Source organism: Bacillus salipaludis (assembly GCF_030938565.1).
Classification (GTDB): domain Bacteria; phylum Bacillota; class Bacilli; order Bacillales; family Cytobacillaceae; genus Neobacillus; species Neobacillus salipaludis_A.
This window is the reverse complement of the sequence record NZ_JAVGVR010000001.1, coordinates 1,281,163-1,303,670: the sequence shown is the minus strand read 5'-3', so window position 1 is coordinate 1,303,670 and position 22,508 is coordinate 1,281,163. Positions and strand designations below refer to the sequence as shown.

At 40.4% G+C, this 22,508-nt stretch carries 19 protein-coding genes; 7 read left to right on the top strand and 12 right to left on the bottom strand.

Features of this window, described 5'->3' with window-relative positions; genetic code table 11:
* Positions 1-29: 29 nt before the first annotated feature.
* Complete coding sequence (locus tag RCG21_RS06370; RefSeq protein ID WP_308912994.1) at positions 30-1,313, top strand: MDR family MFS transporter; 1,284 nt, start codon at positions 30-32, stop codon at positions 1,311-1,313.
* Positions 1,314-1,631: 318 nt separating this feature from the next.
* Positions 1,632-2,864: an aminopeptidase gene (locus tag RCG21_RS06365; protein ID WP_308912993.1), complete on the top strand. Its 1,233-nt coding sequence runs from the start codon at positions 1,632-1,634 to the stop codon at positions 2,862-2,864.
* Between the two features lie 561 nt (positions 2,865-3,425).
* Here the strand turns inward: RCG21_RS06365 and RCG21_RS06360 are convergent.
* The 3 genes from RCG21_RS06360 to RCG21_RS06350 are packed head-to-tail and all read right to left on the bottom strand — an operon-like array spanning position 3,426 to position 5,557.
* On the bottom strand, positions 3,426-4,568 hold the full coding sequence (locus tag RCG21_RS06360; RefSeq protein WP_308912992.1) for a hypothetical protein: 1,143 nt from the start codon (positions 4,566-4,568) through the stop codon (positions 3,426-3,428).
* Between the two features lie 14 nt (positions 4,569-4,582).
* Complete coding sequence (locus tag RCG21_RS06355; protein WP_235824840.1) at positions 4,583-4,969, bottom strand: DUF6114 domain-containing protein; 387 nt, start codon at positions 4,967-4,969, stop codon at positions 4,583-4,585.
* Between the two features lie 15 nt (positions 4,970-4,984).
* Positions 4,985-5,557: a DUF6230 family protein gene (locus tag RCG21_RS06350; protein ID WP_133336229.1), complete on the bottom strand. Its 573-nt coding sequence runs from the start codon at positions 5,555-5,557 to the stop codon at positions 4,985-4,987.
* Positions 5,558-5,762: 205 nt separating this feature from the next.
* On the opposite strand from RCG21_RS06350, the gene RCG21_RS06345 reads away from it, so the two are divergent.
* The 3 genes from RCG21_RS06345 to RCG21_RS06335 all read left to right on the top strand — a co-directional run bounded on the left by RCG21_RS06345 (position 5,763) and on the right by RCG21_RS06335 (position 8,445).
* The gene (locus tag RCG21_RS06345) at positions 5,763-7,265 is read left to right on the top strand and encodes a response regulator transcription factor (RefSeq protein ID WP_133336231.1); all 1,503 of its coding nucleotides are present in this window, start codon (positions 5,763-5,765) and stop codon (positions 7,263-7,265) included.
* 100 nt (positions 7,266-7,365) lie between these two features.
* Positions 7,366-7,761, top strand: a complete 396-nt coding sequence (mscL, locus tag RCG21_RS06340) for a large-conductance mechanosensitive channel protein MscL (protein ID WP_133336233.1) — start codon at positions 7,366-7,368, stop codon at positions 7,759-7,761.
* Between the two features lie 75 nt (positions 7,762-7,836).
* Positions 7,837-8,445: a Bax inhibitor-1/YccA family protein gene (locus RCG21_RS06335; protein WP_133336762.1), complete on the top strand. Its 609-nt coding sequence runs from the start codon at positions 7,837-7,839 to the stop codon at positions 8,443-8,445.
* 37 nt (positions 8,446-8,482) lie between these two features.
* Here RCG21_RS06335 and RCG21_RS06330 read toward each other — a convergent pair whose 3' ends face one another.
* The 3 genes from RCG21_RS06330 to RCG21_RS06320 all read right to left on the bottom strand — a co-directional run bounded on the left by RCG21_RS06330 (position 8,483) and on the right by RCG21_RS06320 (position 13,044).
* The gene (locus RCG21_RS06330) at positions 8,483-10,222 is read right to left on the bottom strand and encodes an aromatic amino acid hydroxylase (RefSeq protein ID WP_235824841.1); all 1,740 of its coding nucleotides are present in this window, start codon (positions 10,220-10,222) and stop codon (positions 8,483-8,485) included.
* Positions 10,223-10,299: 77 nt separating this feature from the next.
* Positions 10,300-11,622 (bottom strand): oligosaccharide flippase family protein, encoded by a 1,323-nt coding sequence (locus RCG21_RS06325; RefSeq protein WP_133336235.1) that lies wholly within the window; start codon positions 11,620-11,622, stop codon positions 10,300-10,302.
* A 174-nt stretch (positions 11,623-11,796) separates the two neighbouring features.
* Positions 11,797-13,044, bottom strand: coding sequence for a cation:dicarboxylate symporter family transporter (locus RCG21_RS06320; RefSeq protein ID WP_133336237.1), 1,248 nt, complete (start codon positions 13,042-13,044; stop codon positions 11,797-11,799).
* 217 nt (positions 13,045-13,261) lie between these two features.
* Between RCG21_RS06320 and RCG21_RS06315 the strand changes: the two genes are divergently transcribed.
* Complete coding sequence (locus tag RCG21_RS06315; RefSeq protein ID WP_235824842.1) at positions 13,262-14,494, top strand: sensor histidine kinase; 1,233 nt, start codon at positions 13,262-13,264, stop codon at positions 14,492-14,494.
* 76 nt (positions 14,495-14,570) lie between these two features.
* Positions 14,571-15,491: a response regulator gene (locus tag RCG21_RS06310; RefSeq protein ID WP_133336239.1), complete on the top strand. Its 921-nt coding sequence runs from the start codon at positions 14,571-14,573 to the stop codon at positions 15,489-15,491.
* Positions 15,492-15,735: 244 nt separating this feature from the next.
* Here the strand turns inward: RCG21_RS06310 and RCG21_RS06305 are convergent, their stop codons facing one another.
* The 6 genes from RCG21_RS06305 to liaF form a co-directional block, all read right to left on the bottom strand.
* Positions 15,736-17,493, bottom strand: a complete 1,758-nt coding sequence (locus RCG21_RS06305; protein ID WP_308912991.1) for an FTR1 family iron permease — start codon at positions 17,491-17,493, stop codon at positions 15,736-15,738.
* A 29-nt stretch (positions 17,494-17,522) separates the two neighbouring features.
* Positions 17,523-18,815, bottom strand: coding sequence for an iron uptake transporter deferrochelatase/peroxidase subunit (efeB, locus tag RCG21_RS06300; protein WP_308912990.1), 1,293 nt, complete (start codon positions 18,813-18,815; stop codon positions 17,523-17,525).
* The gene (gene efeO / locus RCG21_RS06295; RefSeq protein WP_133336243.1) at positions 18,816-19,661 is read right to left on the bottom strand and encodes an iron uptake system protein EfeO; all 846 of its coding nucleotides are present in this window, start codon (positions 19,659-19,661) and stop codon (positions 18,816-18,818) included.
* 353 nt (positions 19,662-20,014) lie between these two features.
* A complete protein-coding gene (locus RCG21_RS06290) occupies positions 20,015-20,647 on the bottom strand; it encodes a response regulator transcription factor (RefSeq protein ID WP_133336770.1) in 633 nt (210 codons plus the stop codon).
* Entirely contained in the window at positions 20,640-21,692 is a 1,053-nt protein-coding gene (locus tag RCG21_RS06285) for a sensor histidine kinase (protein ID WP_133336245.1), read from the bottom strand. Before RCG21_RS06285 ends, RCG21_RS06290 begins: the two co-directional genes overlap by 8 nt.
* Complete coding sequence (gene liaF / locus RCG21_RS06280; protein WP_026573177.1) at positions 21,689-22,423, bottom strand: cell wall-active antibiotics response protein LiaF; 735 nt, start codon at positions 22,421-22,423, stop codon at positions 21,689-21,691. The genes RCG21_RS06285 and liaF overlap by 4 nt, the downstream gene beginning before the upstream one ends.
* Positions 22,424-22,508 lie beyond the last annotated feature (85 nt).

Sequence of the window (22,508 nt, the reverse complement as noted above, 5' to 3'; positions counted from 1 at the left end):
GGCTTACATGAAAGAAATGGAGATTTTTTATGAGAATTAGAGATTGGGACCGAAATTTAAAGGTCCGTTTATTTGCAGAAGCAATGATGAATATTACCTTTTGGATGTTCTTTCCGTTTTTGACAATTTACTTTGCAGATGAATTTGGTAAAAATAAAGCCGGGATTTTATTGGTATTTTCGCAAGTTTTCTCGGTTCTGGCCAATCTGATGGGAGGCTATTGTGCCGACCGCTTTGGCCGAAAACGAATGATGGTTCTTTCTGCAATTGGTCAAGGTCTTTCTTTTATCATATTTGGAGCTTCCAGCTCACCGTGGCTTGACTCGCCATGGATTGGCTTTATTTCCTTTGCGATTGCCGGAGTTTTTGGTGCTTTCTATTGGCCCGCAAGCCAGGCGATGGTAGCAGATGTCGTCGAAGAGAAAGATAGAGGGAATGTCTTTGCGATTTTTTATACTTCGATTAATATCGCCGTCGTTATTGGACCGATCTTAGGAGCAATTTTTTATGTAAATTACCGCTTTCAGATTTTACTTGTTGCTGGTATTGTCTGTATTATGCTAGGGTTAATCCTGGCAAAATGGACCCGGGAAACTGCACCATTAAAGAAAACAACTTCTATTGATGTGGATGGGAAATGGTATTACTTTTTACAAAACCAGCTTCGCGACTATTCACTGATTATAAAAGATAAAACGTTTCTATTGTTTATTCTTGCAGGCGTACTGGCTGGGCAAACCTTTATGCAGTTGGATTTATTAATTCCCATTTATATGAAAGATGTTATCAAAAATCAAAGCCTGATTTCGTTCGGCAGCTGGTCCTTTTCTATTAAAGGGGAGCAGGCATTTGGGATTGTATTAGCGGAAAACGGGCTCCTTGTCGCATTATTGACCGTTTACGTTACGAATTGGATGAGCAAATACAAAGAACGTAATGTATTTATTCTTTCTTCTATTATGTATGCCATTGCGATTTTGCTCTTTAGCGGAACAGAGTGGATCTGGGGATTCATTTTTGCAATGGCGATTTTCACATTTGGTGAATTAATGGCCGCCGGACTTCAGCAAAGCTTTGTTTCCAAGCTTGCACCCGAACATATGAGGGGACAATATTTCGCTGCTGCCAGTTTACGGTTTACAATTAGCCGCACCATTGCCCCAATCTTTATCCCGATGACGGTGTGGATTGGGTATCACTGGACATTCTTCTTCCTATCGATTGTGGCTTTAATAAGCGCTGGTTTCTATTGGCTCATGTTTTATTTTTTTGAAAAACAAATAAAACAAAAACGTTCAAAAAACTTTCTATAAATTGTACTAAAATGTTCACATTCCCCTCTTTTACTATTATAATTAACTTGTAAAGGTTTTCTATTATTAAAGGCGGTGGAATGTATGGATGGATCACAATTTTTGTCTCCAACATCAATTTCAGGCATTATTACTTTTCTAGTTCTATTTTCCGCAGGGGTTTATTTTAATATAAAAGTATACGGTTCTAAACTGCAGTAGAGATGTAAAATCTTTACTGTTTTTTTATGCCTTTTGGTCAAAATGGCTGCTAGTTTCTTTTTCCAATTAAACAAGCTACAATATATATGAAGATTTTGGTAAAGGAGAATACATAATATGAGTGAATTTCAGAAGAACCTTGAAAAATATGCTGAGCTTGCGGTTAAAGTGGGAGTTAATGTTCAAAAGGGCCAAACATTAGTGGTGAATGCTTCCTTAGATGCGGCTGAATTTGTTCGTCTTGTGGTAAAGAAAGCCTATGAAGTTGGGGCATTCAATGTTGTGGTCAATTGGGCTGATGACTTCGTTTCTCGTACAAAATATGATTTAGCACCTGATGAAGCCTTTCAAGAATATCCTGCCTGGCGTGCAAAAGAGACAGAAGAACTTGCCGAAAAAGGCGCAGCTTTTATGTCTGTTATTTCTTCTAGCCCAGACCTTTTAAAAGGAGTCAATCCTGAACGAATCTCCAATTTCCAAAAAGCGGCCGGTACCGCATTAGCCAAATACCGCCAGGCGATTCAATCCGATAAAGTAAGCTGGACCGTTGTTGCCGCGGCATCTCCTGCATGGGCTGCAAAAGTATTCCCAGATGTTCGAAGCGAACAGCAAGTTGAAAAACTATGGGAAGCAATTTTTAAAGCAACTCGCGCAGATGTTGAAAATCCTGTGGATGCCTGGAAAAAGCATGACGAAAATTTACATGAAAAGGTTCATTATTTAAATGAAAAGAAATATTTGAAACTACATTATAAAGCTCCTAGTACCGATTTAACGATTGAGCTTCCGAAAAACCATCTTTGGGTTGGGGCGGGAAGTATTAATGAAAACGGTCATGAGTTTATGGCAAACATGCCGACGGAGGAAGTTTTTACGGTTCCGCTTAAAACAGGTGTGAATGGTACAGTTGCAAGCACGAAACCGCTTAGCTACGGCGGCAATATTATTGATCGCTTTTCGATTACGTTTGAAAATGGAAAAATTGTTGGCGTAAAAGCAGAAGAAGGCGAAGAAATTCTGAAGCGTTTGGTTGAGACAGATGAAGGCTCGCATTATCTTGGCGAAGTAGCCCTTGTTCCATTTAACTCACCGATTTCACAGTCCAATATTTTGTTCTTTAATACCCTGTTTGATGAGAATGCCTCGAATCATTTAGCAATTGGCAGTGCGTATGCATTCTGTATTGAGGGCGGCAAGAAGATGTCTGCTGATGAATTAAAGGAAAATGGTCTGAACCAAAGTATTACCCACGTTGATTTCATGATCGGTTCGGCTGAAATGGATATTGACGGCATTACTGCTGATGGCAAATCAGAGCCAGTATTCCGCGGCGGAAACTGGGCGTTCTAATTGAATATTTGAATGATGAAAAAATGTCCTTCGATTTTTAGTGTTGAAGGACATTTTTTCTTTAGAGTCTCTCTCGGTTACCGCTACTGCTCTTTTTTTGCTTGATTGGGCACCTAGAACCTCTCTCGATTACCGATACTGCTCTTTTTTTGCTTGATTGGGCATCTAGAGCCTCTCTCGATTACCGCAACAGCCTTTTTTTGCTCGCCCGGGCATCTAGAACCTCTCTCGGTTACCGCTACTGCTCTTTTTTTGCTTGCTCGGGCATCTAGAACCTCTCTTGGTTACCGATACTGTTCTTTTTTTGCTTGCTCGGGCATCTAGTGCCTCTTTCGGTTACCGATACTGCTCTTTTTTTACTTACCCGGGCATCTAGAACCTCTCTCGGTTACCTCAACAGCCTTTTTCTGCTCGCATGGGCATCTAGAGCCTCTCTCGGTTACCGCAACAACCCTTTTTTTGCTCGCACGGACATCTAGAACCTCTCTCGATTTCCGCTACTGCTCTTTTTTCCTTGCATGGGCATCTAAAGCCTCTCTAAGTTACCGCTCCTGTACTTTTCTACGGCCTAAACAGAATCACCCCGTCTTTCACCTTTGACACATTATCACGCATCTTTTCCAGCTGTTCCACAAGGTCATCAAGCTTTATTCTTCCCAACAAATCCAGCAACCCCAGCGATTTTAGCAGCCCATCATTCCATTTTTCAAGCCATTCCGTCTCGGTAGCATTATCAGAACAAACAGCCCCTAAAGCTACCTGCTTTTTGTGTGCTTCATCGATTAAATTCAAAGCAAGTTCTTTCGATATAACCCCTTTAGCATCATTAAGCCGTTCACATACTGATTGGACAGTCCCTTCTACCTTCTTCTTTGTATCCGTAACCACTGGTTCAACTGTCTTCACAACACGTTCCACTGGTTTAACTACTGGCTCCAACGGTTTTGTCACCGGCTCCAATGGCTTCGTCACCGAATCCACCACATCCGTCACTGGGTCCAACGGCTTCGTCACCGGCTCCAGCGGTTTCGTCCCCACACCGACAACATCGTTTACCGGATCCGTTATTTTACCGTTCTTCCCCTGCTCAGCCGCTCCTTCCTCACATGTGAGCGGCAAATGTCCCTTTGAAATCCTTTCAATTTCCTGATCCAACTTCTGTTCAGAAAGCTTCCCCAATCCTTGAAGGATTCCTAATTTACCTGGCTGAGGGCCACCTACCTGCCCCGAAATCGTATTCAGAACAAGCTGCTTTATACTGCTATCCTCATTATTCATATAGTGTGCGACCATTACCACATTTTCCATCGCTAATTTCGGAACCATTTCCGATGCTTTAATACATACACCTTGAAAAGAAATCGCTGTCGTATCAACCGTCATTCCTTTCACCGTTACCGGACCATCGGCCTTTAACGTGATGCTGACGGGACCTTTGGGACTATTCACTTGTTTTACTAAACTCATCCCATAAATGGTGGCTGAATCATAGTGGAACCTAAGCATTATTTTTCCATCATTCGTGGAGGTTTCTTGTTTTACAATGGAAGCGGTCATGCCTGTTCCAATCACCCGGTCGGCTTTAATGATAAAACCATCCGCCTCATTCGTTTCAGCTTTAACTTTTCCACTAATGGAGAATATGGTTAAAAACATGATATGGAGACATACACTGCACAAGAAAAGCCTGCTTTTCCACCACATATTTTGATTCTCCTTTAGAGTGTTTGTGCCGCTTTTTCCGTATTGCTTGGCGGTGTAACCTTCACCTTTGCAGGACCGAGCCTCCAAGCCATTAGTAAGGCCCCGCCGATAATGCCAAGAAGTGTCCCGAAGAGAAAACCGCCCAAGGCACCTATCACAGATAAAATTGATAAAAAGATTGTAAAGATTCCCAGAACCTTGGAGGCATTTGGAAAAAATAAAGCACAGATTCCTATCAATGTAATCGCCCCGCCGAACAGCAGACCAATCGTCGCAATTGATCCAGGCAGGAAGGTGCTTAAATAAAGATTTAACGGGATCCATAAGATTAATAAGCCGCTAATAATGGTAATGATGGCACCCCATAAGGGTCTTTTCTTCCGCCACTGTTTAAATCCCACCCTGTTCATCCTTTCCTACTTTTTGATTCTTTCCACTGTTAATCTCATTCCGTTCATATTAATTGTTTTTTGAAATAGGTAATGGGTTTTTAATTTTGCATGTTCAAGAGTAATAGTTGAAGAGGTTTGTTTAAATTGTTTTTGCCAATCATCACTATGATGTTCTTTAAGAGCAAGATTAGTGAATTTCGCGTCCGCTTGAATCAGACTTGCATCATGCTGCAGCCCGGTAATTTGAACTGGTTTTGATGCCGTTATTTTCACGCGGATCCATTGCCCGCCAACCTTGAAATCCTTGTATAACTGAAGATTATCAATAACAAGATTATCCATAATATTGGTTCCTTGGGGGGCAGAATCTTCACTGCTCGTTTCTCCCAATTTTGGATAAAACGTATAGCCATTTCCTACAAGTTTATCAAACTCAACATAAAAGTCTCCAACTCCCGCAATGGGTACGGCATAGGCCACCCCAGATAAACCAAAAGAAACTAGCAGCAGCCCCAAAATTAAAACCCCAGAAGCTAACGCTGACCAGAAAACTTTTTTACTCGTTGCCCCTTCTACAAGCTGAATCGAACTTTCCATTCACACGCCTCCCTATTTTTTTAATTTTTAGAAATTATACCATTTCCTTAACATTACTTCGAAAACCCTGCAACTACAATCACGGAAAATATCGTGATTATCTGACACCCCCGTCAAATGTCGGGTGAAGGTTAGTACTACGGACATATTGGAAACCCCAAAAACGAACTGTATAATAAGAGAGACCGTGCGGGGGTGTAAAATAATGGAACAAAAAGTGGAGCAGTTGCTACTTAAAGGTCTTAACATCCTATTTGAATATAAAGAACCATTTTTAAAAGAATGGAAAAAGCTTGTTTCGTCAGCGAAATTCCAGCATACCACACTTGCATCAGAATTTGACTCCATGATTCAACTTGCCATTCAGCAAGTATCCAAACAAGAAACTTCAACTGTTGACACCTTAATTCTCTCACTCCTTGATGAATGGCAGAATCGTTTTTCTTCCATCCATGATGAATATGAATCTATCTTTCTGCTTTCTTCCATAGAAAATATGTTTCATAAACTGTTAGTAAAAAATCCAATGGCAACTGAGCATGAACATCAGGCAATCCAAGCATTTTTTTCAAGAATACTTGATCATGCTTTATTAACCCATGACCTGCAGGACCGGACAGAGAAATGGTTAAAAATGATTTTAGCCACAAAGGTCATTCCGATTAAGTGGATTGCCCTTGCTAGAAAAGAAGCCCAAGATTTTCAGATTTCCAGGGTCGTTTGTTCCTCCAAATTTTCTGTCGAGGCTCACTTGCTTGAAATTTGCTTAAATCTAAAATCGAAGGAAATCAATCACCTGTCGAATGCCCTTTCTAGATTAATCGATTCAAATTCACCAGAGGCTACCATCCTGCAAATTAGCTGTTTTAATGAAACCCTACTCCTTTGTCTTCAAGAAAAAGATTTTCCGGTGACCCACCAGCAAACGGAGTTTATTAAAGGGATGTATCTCCGTCAATTAAAGCTTCACCATCTTGAAAGCAAGCTTGAATGGAAGGACGCTTCCCTGCTGTTTTTACAGAGTTTGCTTAAGTCGAGGAGTGTCGATCGTGCTGTTCAGGCGATTACAAAAGGATTAACTGATTTTATGCCCTTTAAGCGCTGCGCCCTTTTTTTGTATAATCACTATGAAGATAAAGGGATTGGGGTTTGCGGTTATAATGTAAATAATTCCTCCCTTCAGCAAATTAGGGAGACTATTTTTAAGCTGCCATTAATAAAAAAATATCTAAATTCATTAAATTATTCACAGCCTCTTTATTTTTCGAATGCGCTGGAAGTTCTGCCAAAGAGATATGTCCGCGAGTTTCGTTTAAAATCCTTTGTGGTATTGCCCATCCTTACAGCAACAGAAGGAAATTTACTTGGAATTGCCATTTTAGACCAGGGAGAGGATTCACAATTTGAGGTTTCAACCCCAACCTTAACCACGTTAATAAAGTTTGGACAATATGCGGGCGAATTACTCCATTCAATATGGGATGAAACCCTGCAGCAGTATGGCAGCAGCAATAGCGTGTTAACAACACGTGAAAAAGAAGTCTTAAAGCTGATTGCTGAGGGTGCTTCCATTAATGAAGCAGCACAAGAGCTCCATCTCAGCAGCTATACGGTTCGTGATTATGTTTCCGTAATTATTCAAAAGCTTGCGGCAAAGAATCGAACAGATGCCGCTGTAAAGGCAATTAAAATGAAGCTAATTTCATAAATAAAGAGCAGTTCATAGAGGGACTGCTCTTCTTTTGTTGGTTGATAAGGTACCAATGAAAATTGTAAAATGAGAACGAATAGATTATGGAGGTTTTTATATGTGGAATGAATTTAAACAATTTGCAATGAAAGGGAACGTCATTGACCTAGCAGTCGGTGTAATTATTGGCGGGGCCTTTGGAAAAATTGTTACTTCCCTCGTTAATGATGTTATTATGCCCTTAATCAGCTTGCTGATTGGCGGGGTTGGGTTCGATTTTACAAAACTTAAAGTTGGTACTCTTAAATACGGCTTATTTCTTCAATCCGTGCTCGACTTCTTTATTATCGCTTTTTGCATCTTCCTTTTTGTCAAATTCATTAATCGCTTTAAAAAGAAAGAGGAACCTGTAAAGGAAGTGGTAAAAGTGGACCGCTCCGAAGAACTTTTAGCGGAAATCCGTGACATTTTAAAAGAAGATAAAGATTTTTTAAGAAAAAATGAAACATCTTGACCACTTCCTCGTATTAATTAATAAGAAACTATTTTGAGGTGAAGAAATTTGTACACACAAACATCTACTGAATTTATGCCATCTGTTTTAAGGACGTTTGCACTTTCGCTTGCTTTCGCCTTTATTGGCACAATGGCAGGTGTATTTGTACCAACTAGTTTATTTTTACCTTTGTCAATCCTTGAATTGGTCATGCTTTTCGCCGCTTTCTTCTTTAGAAGAAAAAAAGCGATTTCCTATTCGTTCCTTTACATTTTTACATTTATTTCCGGGATTACCCTATACCCAATTGTCGCTCACTATATGGCAACAACCGGGGCAAATACCGTTATCATGGCCTTTGCTACCACAACGGTAGTGTTCACGGGGATTGCGATTTATGCATCAAAATCAAAACGGAATTTCTCCTTTTTAGGCGGATTTCTGTTAGCTGCCCTGCTTGCTCTTGTGGCGATTTCAATCTTTAACATCTTCTGGCCGCTTAGCACAACAGGAATGCTAGCTTACTCCTTTATCGGGGTCATGGTCTTCAGCGGTTATGTACTCTTTGATTTTAGCAGGATGAAGCATTACGGGGTAAGTGCGGAAGATGTTCCATTGATGGCATTAAGCTTATACTTGGATTTCATTAACCTATTCATCAGCATTCTGAGGATTTTTGGGATTCTTCAAAGTAAAGACTAACGATTAAAGGAGCTTGGATTACCCAAGCTCCTTTTGCTTATGATTCATTGATCAGCATTAACCCTCGTTCAATCATTTGGCTGATGGATTTTTCCCAGTCGGTATTTTTTAAGGATTCTACAACATGCGTAACAGTGGTTTCGGCTGTATTGTATTTTTTTAATAATTCCAGTATTTCTAACCGGAGAAGCCAATCATTTGGATATTGATGATCTATTAGTGTTAAGATTTCATTTATTTGTAAAAGGCTCTCTTGATTCCATTGATCCTGCTCTCGAATCTTGCGGACTTCCGCGTATAAATGCTCTAATTCTGTTAGGCTTCTCATTTCAACCAATCCCTCTACCTCTTTTTCATTCTGCAAATCAAAATAGGCATTTGGGTCGGCAGCACCGGCATATACCGATGTAATTTTTCCCCCGACCGGCATATCAAAAATGCCCCATCCTTTGTCAAATAGGACTTGTTCCTGATAGGTAACCATACAATCCTTGAAAGATATTACGATCGGGTGACCACTAGACCACAAGATTTCTTTAACTGTCCCCTCTACTTTTACCCCGCTTTCAAAGTTTAAACAAGCTTTCCCCCTTTCTACGATTTCGAGTTCTTCTAATTGCTGACTCGTGCAATTTTCAAGCAATCGGTTTCCTTCTAACACTCCAATCGGAGCACCAAATCCTTTATAATGGGTTTCCTTGCCATGACTTGGTAATTGCTGATTATTTATAGATAAGGCAGTCGGTCCTTTTGTTCGGATATACACCGCTTCCCCATTTCTATCCTTAATGATGGTCGATAAAGTCCCGGTCACCTGTAGACCGGATGAATATACTATCGTTGCAGTATAATCAGATTGAAGCGCTTTTTCAAGACTTTCTGTTCCACCCTTTCGAAATGCCATTGTGGCAGCAAACTTTTCAATTTCCTCTACTAACCCTTCAAAATTTCTGCAGACAAATAATTGCGGCTGCGGCTTTGTAACGTCATAAGAGGTTTTGATACATTCTTCAACAGAGAAAGGGATTTTCCTTACGTCATCCGCTAAACAGCTTTGACTTTCTCCAACAGAAGATAGTAAACCTGCACCATATATTTTAGGATTATTCAATTCGCCAACTAAGCCATATTCTACCGTCCACCAAAACAAGCGCGAGATATAGTCGGCCTCCGCCAAGCTTTTTACCTTTTTCCTCGCCTCAGCAACCATAACCTCTGCTAGTTTAACCTGTTCCGGGGTTGACACTGGGTCCTCTGCGACAATGGTTAACTGTCGAACAGCTCGAAAAACGTCTAGCTTTTCCTTACTTGAAAGGGCAAAGGATCCCATCATGCCGATCTTTTTTACATATTCACGATAGGTCTGATCTAACAGAATCGGGGCGTGTCCTGCCGCTTCATGCAGCATATCCGGAGCAGGAGTATAGGCGATATTCTGCAGTTTCCGAACCTCGGTTGCAATCGGTAATATCCCATTCGCTAAAAAACTGTAGAAGGCAGAGCCTGGGATTAACCCGTCAATCGAAACAGCACCCCACCCAACGCAGGCAAGGCTCGCATCCATTTCCTCTACCTTTGGAATCGATTCAGTTTTGATTCCCGATTGCGCCAGCCCATTTACATAGGCAGGGTGTGCGATTTTTTTCAAGAAAAAATGATTTTGCTTCATGACGAAACGCCATACCGCATGATCTATCGGGGTATAGCTTTTGTAATGTTGCTGCGAAATATAGGGTTTTAAATGGGCAGGGACATTCATTGTCTTTTTTCTATTCATCTGAGACCGACCTCCTTGGTATCATATTTATTTGATTCCAATAAAAATAGACCCAAGGAACGGGTCAAAATAAGCAATTATCGCTGAACTGCTCCCTTTAAAAAAACGGATATTCCAATTTTTTTGCAGATGGTTAGATAATGCATAAGCGCGAGGAGGACAGCACCTGTATTCATCCCGATGATGACCCCTTCCATTCTCCATTCCGGATAGGAGCCGAGCCAGACGATAATGGTAAATGATACAATAACAGACCAAATGATATGGAAAAAGGTATCTTTAATCATATCAAGTCCAATCAGAAAGGCCTGAAATGGCATGATAAAAAAGTGGAATAAAAAATACGGCCAGAGCAATTGTAGAAATACAGCAGGCGTCGATGATTTAAAGAACAAAGAAGTCAGTTGTGGTGCAAAAAAGTAAAAGACTCCTACCGCCGCAACTCCATAAATAAAGGTCATGAACATAACCTGCTGGAGCATTTTTTGCAGGCTCGAATAATCTCCAGCAGCATGGGTTTTCGATACCCCTGGAATTAGGACAATCATTAAGGAATGGGCAATAAAAGCAGGGAAAAAACCAATCGACATTGCCACCCCCATCAGCATCCCAAAATGCTCTGTAGCGACTGTGGCGGACAAACCGGACCGAACTAGTGCCGCCTTAATCAGAAAAGGCTGGATAGCTCCCGTTACGGCAGAAAACAATCGCATCCCCGTTGTTGGAATCGACACCGCCATTAAGTTTTTCCGGACTAATTTCCGATTTAAATTGGAAAAAGGTACCCGTTTTACGTGTTGGAACTGAACGATAAACATATAGAATAAATAAAGGAAGACGACCACCTCACTGCCAATCAAGGCCGTAATGGCAATCAACAAGGCACTTTCTGTTTTATATTGAAACAGTCGAAATAAAACAAATAGGGCTGCAAGCTGGAAAACCTTTCGCAGAAAGTTGGCGACAGCAATTTTTCCCATATGATGCATCCCCATAAAATATCCCCTTGCCACAGAGGTAAATGAAATAACCGGGATTAGTATGAGAACCAGCCATCTTACATAGGGATGATACCCATTAAAGATTGGGATAAACTGCATAATGCTAGTGGCTAAGAGTAGCAAAATACTTGTAAAAATGATGGTAATGGTGAGAGCGTGGTAAAGGATATTGCGATGGTACCTGTCCTCTTTTTCAGCAATAAATTTGGAAATGGACACCTGCAATTCGAAACTTGAGAGCAACACAATTAAAAAAATAGTCGGCAAAATCGACATATAAAGCCCTAACCCGTGACTTCCAAGTTCCCGGGCCAAAATCATATTAACAAAAAATTCAATGCCTTCACCTAGAAAAGCGGATGCCGCTAGAAAGAAGATTCCCTTGTAGTAAATAGCCATTTTTTCATTTCCCCTTCAATAGATCTCACTTCTATAAACCTATGAGACAAGTCCGTTGAATAGTAGGGAAACTTTTTTACATTTTCCGAATTACATTTTTTCACTCCGCCCAATTCCTTACCAAAAAAGGCACATCCAGCTATCCGCCAGTTGTGCCTTTTTTTGTATAACCGCCTATGCGGCTTGCTCTTCGTGATGATCTCTAACTTTGTGACCTTCCCATTTGGAAATAACAATCGCCGCAAGTGAGTTACCGACAATGTTTACACATGTACGGGCCATGTCCAGCAACCTGTCTACGCCTAAAATAAACGCTAGTCCTTCGACCGGAATACCGACACTACCTAAGGTTGAAAGCAGAACAACAATTGAAACGCCAGGGACACCTGCGATCCCTTTTGATGTAACCATTAAAATAAGAACCAATGTAATCTGTTGTCCAATGCCCATATGAATGCCATACATTTGGGCGATGAATAAAGCCGCAATGGCCTGATACAAGGTAGATCCATCAAGATTAAAGGAATAACCAGTCGGAATGACGAATGAAGTAATCCCTTTTGGACATCCGATTCGCTCCATTTTTTCCATAATTTTCGGAAGAACGGTTTCCGAACTCGCTGTGGAATAGCCCAAAATTAATTCGTCTTTCAGATAAGCTAAAAGCTTAAAAATGTTGTAGCCACAAATTTTCGCTACAATGCCGAGCACGACAATAATAAAGAAAGCCATCGCGCCATATACGGTAATAACTAATTTTCCAAGCGGTATTAATGATTCCAACCCAAATTTTGAAACGGTAACCCCAATTAAGGCAAACACCCCTAATGGAGCAATCTTCATAATCTGATTGGTTACATAGAACATCGCATCGGCTGTACCTCTAAAAAATTCAATGATCGGTTTGCCTTTTTCACCAATTGCTGCAACACCAAGACCAAACATAACGGAGAAGAAAATAATCGCCAGCATATCTCCATTTGCAAACGCCTGAACCACATTGGTCGGTACAATATTTACAAGTGTATCAATATGAGAGTGTGACTCCGTTGCTTTTTCAGTCGTAACATAGGAACTGATATCTGATTTAACCAGTTGCGAACGATCCACGCCAGTACCTGGATGAAAAATATTAGCAACTAACAGGCCGACAACAATCGCGATCGTTGTAATGATTTCAAAATATAGAAGCGTTTTGCCTCCTAGTTTCCCTAGCGATTTCATATCGCCGGCACCTGCAACACCAACTACGAGACATGAGATGACAATCGGCACAACAATCATTTTAATTAATCGTAAAAAGATGTTTCCAATTGGCTGTAAGAATTGCTCGATATGTGGATTTCCATAAAAAATGGCTCCTAAAATAATCCCAAGAATTAATCCAATAAAAATTTGCCATGCTAAACTAATTTTTTTCACTCGCTTCTCTCCCATCGATAAGTTTTTTGATTTTTGATAATATTATAGTAGGAATATAGTTTGTAAACGATTACAGTTTATATCATAACGGTTGACCTACGATAACCTACAAAAAACTACAAAGTGGGTTAAAAAAATTTTTACAATTGAAAATAATTTTTTTACTATAGATAGGGGGGGTGATCGTATTCGCGATAAAATATTAGCCTATTTGTTTATGATCATTGCCGTTCCTATAGCCGGAGAAATAAAATTTTATCCTTTAACCGGTGCTGATTTAAGAATCAGCATGAGTACACCTGTATTCTTTTTTATATTGCTATGGTCACGTAAAATCCATCCAGTTGCGGCGGGCTTTTTAACCGGAAGTGCTGTCGTTTGTTTCCGGGTTATTCTGGACAAGCTTCAAGTTGGCTCCTTTGATTTCCCTGACCATTTTCCCGTGTTTTTCTATTACATGGTCTTTGCTGCATTTTTTCATGTTTTTAAAGTAAAAAAATTATATCATCGCCCGCTGCTCATTGGTCTAGTTGGAATGGTGCTCGAAATTATGGGCAATTTTTCAGAAATGACCATTCGCCATTACACAACTGATATGAAAATGACAACCTCTGGCTTCTTAATTATTGTTGGGGTAGCCATCATTCGCAGCTTCTTTGTACTTGGTTTTTTCAATACAATTTTAGTACGTGAGACAAGGTTGGCTGAAGAACAGCAACGAAAACGGACCGAAGAGGTTTTACTTTTAGTCTCAAATTTATATGTGGAAATGTTTCAATTGGAAAAATCAGCAAAGAACGCAGAGCAACTAACCAGCGCCTGCTACACGATTTATCGAGATTTAAAAACGCTAAACAATCAAAATGAAGCACAAGCCATGCTGAAAATCGCCGGTGAATTACACGAAATAAAAAAAGATAATCAACGTATTTATGCCGGCTTGTCTAAATTAATGGCCAAAGAAAAATTAGATGATTTTATGAACATTCGCGAAATCATTTCTGTTGTAACGATCTCAAATAAAAATTATGGTGAACTGCTCGGGAAATCAATTGATTTTCAGGTAAACATTACGGGGGTACATTCGGAGTACCGTACTTTTATCCTTCTTTCCCTTATAAATAATCTTGTTGCCAACGCGGTGGAAGCCATCCGTCAGGAAGGACAGATTGTATTAACGGTTGAAAGGGTTCTGGACTTTGTCAAAATATGCATAAAGGATAATGGAAACGGAATTTCTGAGAAGAACAAAATGTATATTTTTGAACCAGGTTTTACAACAAAATTTGATCAAGCCGGAATTGCTTCAAATGGAATCGGTTTATCCTACACTAGAAACGTCATTGAAAATCTGAATGGCACAATTAACCTAGTCGAATCAGAGAAAGAAAAAGGAACGACCTTTGAAATTCAGCTTCCGGTTATAAATTTAATAAACAAAACTCGCTGATTGGCAACCCCTAAGGGCGGTTTATGAGGCGAGTTGCACTTATACTTTATTACCAGTCGAAAAAGGGGTGATTACCATGAATTTTTTTATTGTTGATGATACCGTTACTATTAGAGGAATGCTATCAAATATCATTGAAGAGGAAGGCTTGGGGTCGATTGTAGGGGAAGCAGCGGACGGGGCTGAAGTGGATGCAGAGACTCTTTCTTTAAAAGATGTCGATATCCTAATGATTGACCTGCTCATGCCTATCAGGGACGGAATTGAAACAGTCAGAGAAATTGCTCCCTCCTTTCAAGGGAAAATCATTATGATCTCTCAAGTCGAAACAAAGGATATGATTAGCGAAGCGTATTCTCTTGGAGTGGAGCATTATATCACAAAGCCGATTAATCGGCTTGAGGTGGTCAGTGTCCTTAAAAAAGTAAGTGACTATCTGATGCTGGAAAAATCACTTCATCATATTCAAAAATCATTAAGCTTTTTAACGAAGCATAATACAAACAACCGCATTCTGGAGAACACACGTCCAACTAAACAACCATCACTGATCTCCTCCGCCAAAAGTATCCTTCTTGAACTTGGGATTATTGGCAAGAGTGGTGAAAAGGATCTTTTGGATCTTTTAACGATTTTACATCAATTAGACATGCAGGGTAATCGCGACCTCCCGCCTTTGAAAGAGTTGTATGAACAGGCAGCCAAAATTCGGCTCGGTTCAGCCGCTTCACCGCAGGAAATAACTAAGGAAGGTAAAGCCGTGGAACAACGGGTCCGCCGTACAATTCAACAGGTGCTAGAGCATCTTGCCTCACTGGGTTTAACGGATTATGCCAACCCAACCTTTGAGTACTTCTCATCCAAATTATTCGACTATACCCAAGTACGAATGAAAATGCTCGAACTCGAAGGAAAAAAACAATCCGCTGCCACTACCCGAATTGATATCAGAAAATTTATCCATTCCATACTCATGGAAGCAAAAGTTAGGGGCTGACACGGTTCCATTTAAAAAAATACTTTAAACAAAGGCTTTGTTAAAGGAGAATGTTGATTTTTGAACAACGTTGATTGGAGTGGAAGGCACGTAGACTCCTGTGGGATTACGGGACAGGGGAGACCCCACAGGAGTGAAGCGACGAGGAGGCTCCCCGGACCGCCCACGGAAAGCGAAGTGCCTGGAGCGGAAATCAACAACTATGTTTAACCGAGCCTAAACAAAAAGGGCCGAAATGGCCCTTTTAAACATTTGCGGGTATTGATTTTCTAAAGAATTTTTTCTTTACCGCGTAGGTCATGAAGAAAATAATCACAAGCAAGCCGATTTGTGTTAAAGTCGTTTCCCACGTTGGGTAAAGTCCAATCCAGTCAACGTATGGAAGCTTATTAACTGTAGTGGTCGGAATCATATTTGATATTTGCAGGGCATGGACGCTGATCCCAAGAATTTTAAATGCCAATACATAAATAAGGATGGTTGCCGCTTTAAAGAATAAACGGATTGGGATTTTCACACTGTAATTGATGATAAGGAACCCAACCACAGCTAAGATTACCACTGCCAGTAATACTCCGATGACGAGCTGCTGTAAGCTGATATAAGGAGTAATCCCCGCATAAAAAATAATCGTTTCTGCGCCTTCGCGAAAAACAGACAGAAAACTAATCATTGCGAAGGAAAGAAGGCTGCCTTTTGCAATTGCCTGTTCCATCTGTTGATTAATAAATTTATTCCAGTTTCCGATGCTTGATTTATTATGCAGCCAAGCTCCGATGGTTAACATCATTAACACGGCCACAATTCCGGTAATGCCTTCGATATATTCCCTACTTGAAGCAGCAGTTAGTTTTGAAAATAGAATGTTGATGAAAATAGCAAGAATTGCGCTCAGTAAAATACCTGCACCAACCCCTGCCCATATCCATTTCTGCTTTGAAGATTTCCCCATCCTTTTAAGAAATGCAAGCAATGTAGCAACAATTAATAATGCCTCCAAGCCCTCACGGAGTAATATTAATGCTGCATCCCATAATGAATAATCGGTTTTGCTCAATAATGGAGCAAGTCTGGTATGTAAATCCTCAATGATTTCAGAAGCCTTTTGAGCGTTAACATTTTTTGAGTTTAGGATGCTGATCGCTGTTGGAACCTTTGTTTCGATATCATTATATAGCTTACTATCCCTTGTCTGAACATCCCCTTCGACCATTGGCCAAATTGTTAAAACTTCGTTCAGCTTACTGCTCGCATTTTGATAATCTTTTTGGGAAATTAGGTCTTCAGCCTTCGTTAATAGATTAGATAAATCTTGTAAACTATACGTTTCTTGAGACTTTCCTGTGTTCTTTCCAGCGAGGAAGTTTTCAATTTCTTTCGTTAATTGATCTAATTGAAGCTGTGCCTTTTTTAAATCCGGCGGGTCCTGTGTGATCGCAATTCGGACGAGAGCCGTGTATTTTTCAATATTTCCATAGGAAGAAATACTTTCATCGTGAACGAAGGTTTCATTGGCAGTCCATTGGTTCATAAATGTTTGATATTGCAATTTCACCTTTGAGATATTCCCTTGTTCGCTGCTTTCCTTCATGGTGTCAATGATTGGAAGAAGGTTTTTAACCTGTTCTTTCCCCTTTTCTTTATCAACTGGGTTTTGTTCTTGATCATATTGCACAACTGCACTTGAAAGAGCAGAGAGACCTTTTGTAATGGCTTCATTATCCGCCTTCTCTTTAAGGAGACGATTGACATCATTTAGTTTTGTGTTAACTGTTTTTGCAAGTTTACTATCTTCTTTTTTAAGAGCATTCCACTCTTTTGAAAATTGTTCCATGTTTTTCGAAACAGTGACTTGATCCCCTTGTTTTGCTTTCATTAAGCTATCGCCAATTAGTACAAAAAGCTCATCATGATTTTCGGCTGCTGCTGCAGGCTGAATCATTAGGATGAGCATGAATAGGCTGATGAATAGGGCCAGTGATAATTTTATTTTCGTCTTCATTCTTTCTCTCTCCTTTAAAGAGGAAAACATTAGCTAAATAATGTTTCCCCTATGAAACCACCTTGTTTGCATCCTGGTAAACAAGCAAAAATCGCACTTCCGCGGTGGGAAGTATATTCATTTAACTTATCCATTTTTGCCAGCCGATGCTGAATCGGGATAAATTGTTTGCTCGGTTTTCGCTGAAAACATAGAAACAACAATCCTGCATCAAAGCTCCCGGTTTTTACATCCATTCCATTTGAATAAGAATAAGCCCGGCGCAGGATCTTTTGCGTTCCATCCCCGTGCGAAAGTCTTGTATGTGAATTAACAGGAATAAAGTCTTTACCATATTCATCTTTATGATTGCAATCAAGCTTGTCGAATTCATTCTTTTGCCCGAGCGGTGCTCCGCTAATTCGATAACGTCCAAATGTATTTTCTTGTTCCTTTAATGTCGTGCGGTCCCATACCTCAATAAACATTTGGATCTTTCGGACGACAAGATAACTTCCATTAGCAAGCCAATTGGGGCCATCTCCTGGCTGTACCCAAACTTGCTCATTCATCTGTTTTTCATCGTTTACATCTGGATTGGCAGTCCCATCTTTGAAACCAAACAAGTTTCTTGGAGTTCCTTCCCTTGGATCAGCCTGTGCCGTACGTTGAAATCCTGATTGAGCCCAACGCAGAATCGCTTTCCCCCTGGCAATGCGGACGAGGTTTCGAACGGCATGAAAAGCGACTTGTAAATCATCAGCGCAAGCTTGAATACAAAGGTCTCCGCCGGTCCACTCCTCTTCTAATGCATCAAGTGGAAATTTAGGAAGATCCACTAATTCCTTTGGCTGCTTATGTTGTAGCCCAAAACGGTCTCGTTGGTCTTTTTTAAATAACGTCGGACCGACACCAAAAGTAATTGTTAACTTGGATGGCGATAATCCTGCTGCCTCCCCAGTGTCCTTTGGCGGAAGAAATTCATTACTGGTCAGCTCCCCGACCGACTTCCCTTCCGTCATTAAAGCAGCTGCCTTTGTCCAGTCCTTAAAAAGTCTAATTAAATCTTGTTTATTCGTTGTCGTTACATCTAAAGCGGCAAAATACACATGATTCTGTGTTTTTGTTGTAATTCCTTGTTGGTGTTTTCCATATAACGGGATGCTCTCACCAGAGTCTATTTGTTTTGCCTTGCTCTCCGTTATAGAGAGCAGGCCGCCTAAACCGGAAGCACCGACAAGTACCCCTACACCGCCAATTCCGGCAGTTTTGAGGATATCTCTTCGCGAGAATGTTTTTGCTATTTTAGTAGATTCATTGTTGATATTTGGGTTCGTTGACAATTAAGACGCCTCCGTTACCATTCCTATTTGAGATAGTGGTTCTGCTAATGCATCAATCGCCTGACTTAATTCTTTTACTTGTTCTTTAGACAGTTCGGTATATAACTGGTATCCGTCACCTTTTTTGTATTGATTTAAAAGGCTGTACATTTCATCAAAACGGGTTTGAATTTCTTTTGCCACATCGGCATCTTTATCATGTAAAGCTGGCTTTAAAAGTTTGTAAATCTCCTCTGCTCCCTGTACGTTCGCCACAAAGTCATACAAATCAGTATGTGAATAGCGGTCTTCTTCTCCTGTTACCTTGGAGGTTGAAACCTCATTCAAAAGGTCCACTGCTCCGGTAATTAATAGGTCAGGAGTAACCTCTACTGTTTCTACCTTAGCACGGAGCAAATTAACGTCCTTCATTAATTGATCAGCATATTTTTCATAGCCCTTGGTAGTCTTATCAACCCAAAGTCCTTTTTCGATTCGGTGGTACCCGCCCCACTCTCCTTCAGGAACATCGCCTTCACGAGCATCGATTTTAGGATCAAGATCACCAAACACTTCGGCAATTGGTTCTGCTCTTTCATAGTACATACGGGCTGGACCGTAAAGCTCTTTCGCTTTTTCAAGATCTCCGTTTTTCACTGCCGTTGTAAAAGCGTCTGTTGCCTTAACGAATTCCTCGATTTCGCCAACAGCATACTCACGATATGTATTCGTAACACCATCAAGATTAGCCGCACTGCTTTTTGGTTCTTTTACTTTTGCAGGTGCAGAGCTTTTTTCTGTATTGGAACATCCGAATAGTAGACTGCTAGATAATAAAATAACGCCTGATACCTTATATAAATTCATTCTATAAAATCCCCCGAATTTAAGATTAATAATGATAATCATTTTCATTATTATTATTTTAGCAGTTATTGAGAATAATTATCAATAGTTTTTTCAATATAACCAATGGAAAAATGTTGTTTTTGATTTTTCTTTACCTTTTTTATGCATGGCCTACTTCAAATGGCGGGTTATGAAACGCTCTTTCTTTTACCTTTTTCATTTTAAAACTCATCCTCCAGGCAATGGAACGCCTTTGCTTTTACCTTTTTCAGCAAAAGCGTACTCCTTCGGTCAATGAAAGCCTCGAATCCCTTAAAAACCAACAAAAAAAGACCTTCCAAGGACACCCTGGAAGGCAGTTTTAATATCAATCATTTCGTTAACGAATGTTTAAACGCGTAAATAACCGCTTGGGTGCGGTCCTGAACACGTAACTTGCTTAGAATATTACTAACATGAGTTTTCACCGTTTTTAAGGCAATAAATAATTCATCCGCAATATCCTGATTAGTTTTCCCTTCGGCCATTAACAGCAGAATCTCGAGCTCGCGGCTTGTCAGTTCTTCATGAGGTAAATGCTGATTTTTCTGGCGCATTTTGACCATCATTTTTCCAGTTACCTCAGGCTCAAGGACCGATTGACCATGATATGTAGCTCGAACAGCATCCGCAATTTCGCTGGCCTTAGAGGTCTTAAGCATATAGCTAGTTGCCCCAGCCTCCAGCGCAGGATACACCTTTTCATCATCTAAAAAGCTTGTAACAATAATAACCTTTGCTTCCGGCCATTGTTCGATAATCTGTTTGGTTGCCTCAATTCCGTCCATTTCCTTCATCACAAGATCCATTAAAATGATATCGGGCCGAAGTTCCAGTGCAAGCTCAACTCCCCTTTTCCCATTGTCTGCTTCCCCAACTACATCTATATCAGGCTGTGCAGATAAATAAGCGGAAACACCGATTCTTACCATTTCATGGTCATCTACAAATAATACTCTAATCACTTGTACCATCCCCATTCCTCACCACTGGAACCTTCACTTCCAGGCGGGTCCCTTTATTTTTCATACTTATCACCTTTAGTGTCCCGCCCACTTCAAGGGCGCGTTCATGCATATTCTGCATCCCATAAGATCCTGCTTTTGTTTCATCATCGACCTCAAAACCAATCCCATCATCGACCACCCTCATAATAACAAGGTCATCCCGCTTGATGAGCAGTACGTCAAGTTTCCCGGCTTTTGCATGGCGAAGTGTGTTGGATACCGACTCTTGTAAAATCCTAAATAGATGGTCCTCCACTCCTTTATCAAGCGGAAAGGCTTCAACCTTCCATTTAATATCCATCGTTACCTTCATGGATAATTCAAGTAATAGTTCTTCAATCCCTTCTTGCAAGGATTTGTTCTTTAAGGCAACAGGCCGTAAATGAAGCAGAAGTGCCCTCATTTCTAATTGGGACTGATGAATCATTTCCTCAACCATTTTCAGCTGCTTCGCTTCCCGGTTATCTTCCGAAAACTGTTTCGTTTCATTTATCGCAGACATCATCATCGAAGCAGCAAATAACTGCTGACTGACAGAATCATGCAATTCCCTTGCTAGACGATTTCGTTCCTGCTCGATAATCTCCTGTATCCTTGATTCCTGGTCCTCCACCTTTTCCGTTGCCAACCGCTGCGACAGCTTAGCCTGCTCTGACATTTGTTTGCCGATTTTCTCAATTCTACTTGCAATCGTTTGTACTTCTGTAATCGAAGGTTTTATTTTAATCTCGGCCTGCCGTCCTTCTTCTAGTTGATGTAGAGAATGATCAACGGATAGAAGCTGTCTCCTCCAGAAAAATCCAGAAACGGCACCAATCAGGACTCCTAAAGCAATACTAAAAACCGGTATAAAAATCACAATCGGAATATCCATAAAGTGCCGATCCCATAGCTCCGACCAGTTAGATAACGGGAAAACATTAATGAACACAGCCGAAACAATAATGGCGGTCAAAAAGGAAAAGCAGACACTCCAGACAATTTGACGTTGTGCTGTACTCATATCCGGCTCACCTCTAAATTCCCAACCACAAGCGAGGTAAAGATTTTTACCTTTTGCTCAGCCGTTTCATAGCCTGGTGTTTTTAAATGAATCACCTGGTTAAATACTTTTGGCTCGTGGTGATCAAAAATATTAGTGGAACCCGCCATACAAGAATGGTGGATGCTTACTTCGATTTCATATGGAACAAGGATTTGCATGTTTCCGATTATATTCCGGATAAAAATAACGGTTTCCCCTTTTGGAAGCATGGTATAGCTAAGATCAATAACGGTATCGCCTATTCCAGCCTGGATATTGATATCCTCCCACTCGTATACACCTTGAGGGGTTTTTTGCTGTCCCAAAAAGATATTTTCAAAGAGCGGCTTACTCTTGTACATTGTTTCTTCAAACGGGTCCTGCTTTGGTTCGGCAACTTCCAATTGTATTTTCTTTGGATTTTTTTTTGAAGTAATAAATTGAATAAAAAAGTGCAGTAAAATTGCTAATAATAAAAATTTGAAGGTCATCATATTGATGATGCTAATAATAAAGAAAAAAACACCGGCAATGAAAAGCACTCTCCCACGCTTTTTCCCAGCTTTTTTGCGGCCTAAATACATCAATCCACAGGAGAAAATAAGAGAGAAAATAAGCCCTCTATTAAAAAATAAAATCTCAAGCCCGAGGACGAGGGCACCAATTATAGCCAGCCAGCCAATATAATCATTTTTCGTATTTTTAAACATTGGCTCACCCTCCCCTAGTATAAAATTCATGACCCTTTTACGGAAATTCTTGATATGGTCAAAAGGCGTAGAGATCCTACGCCCT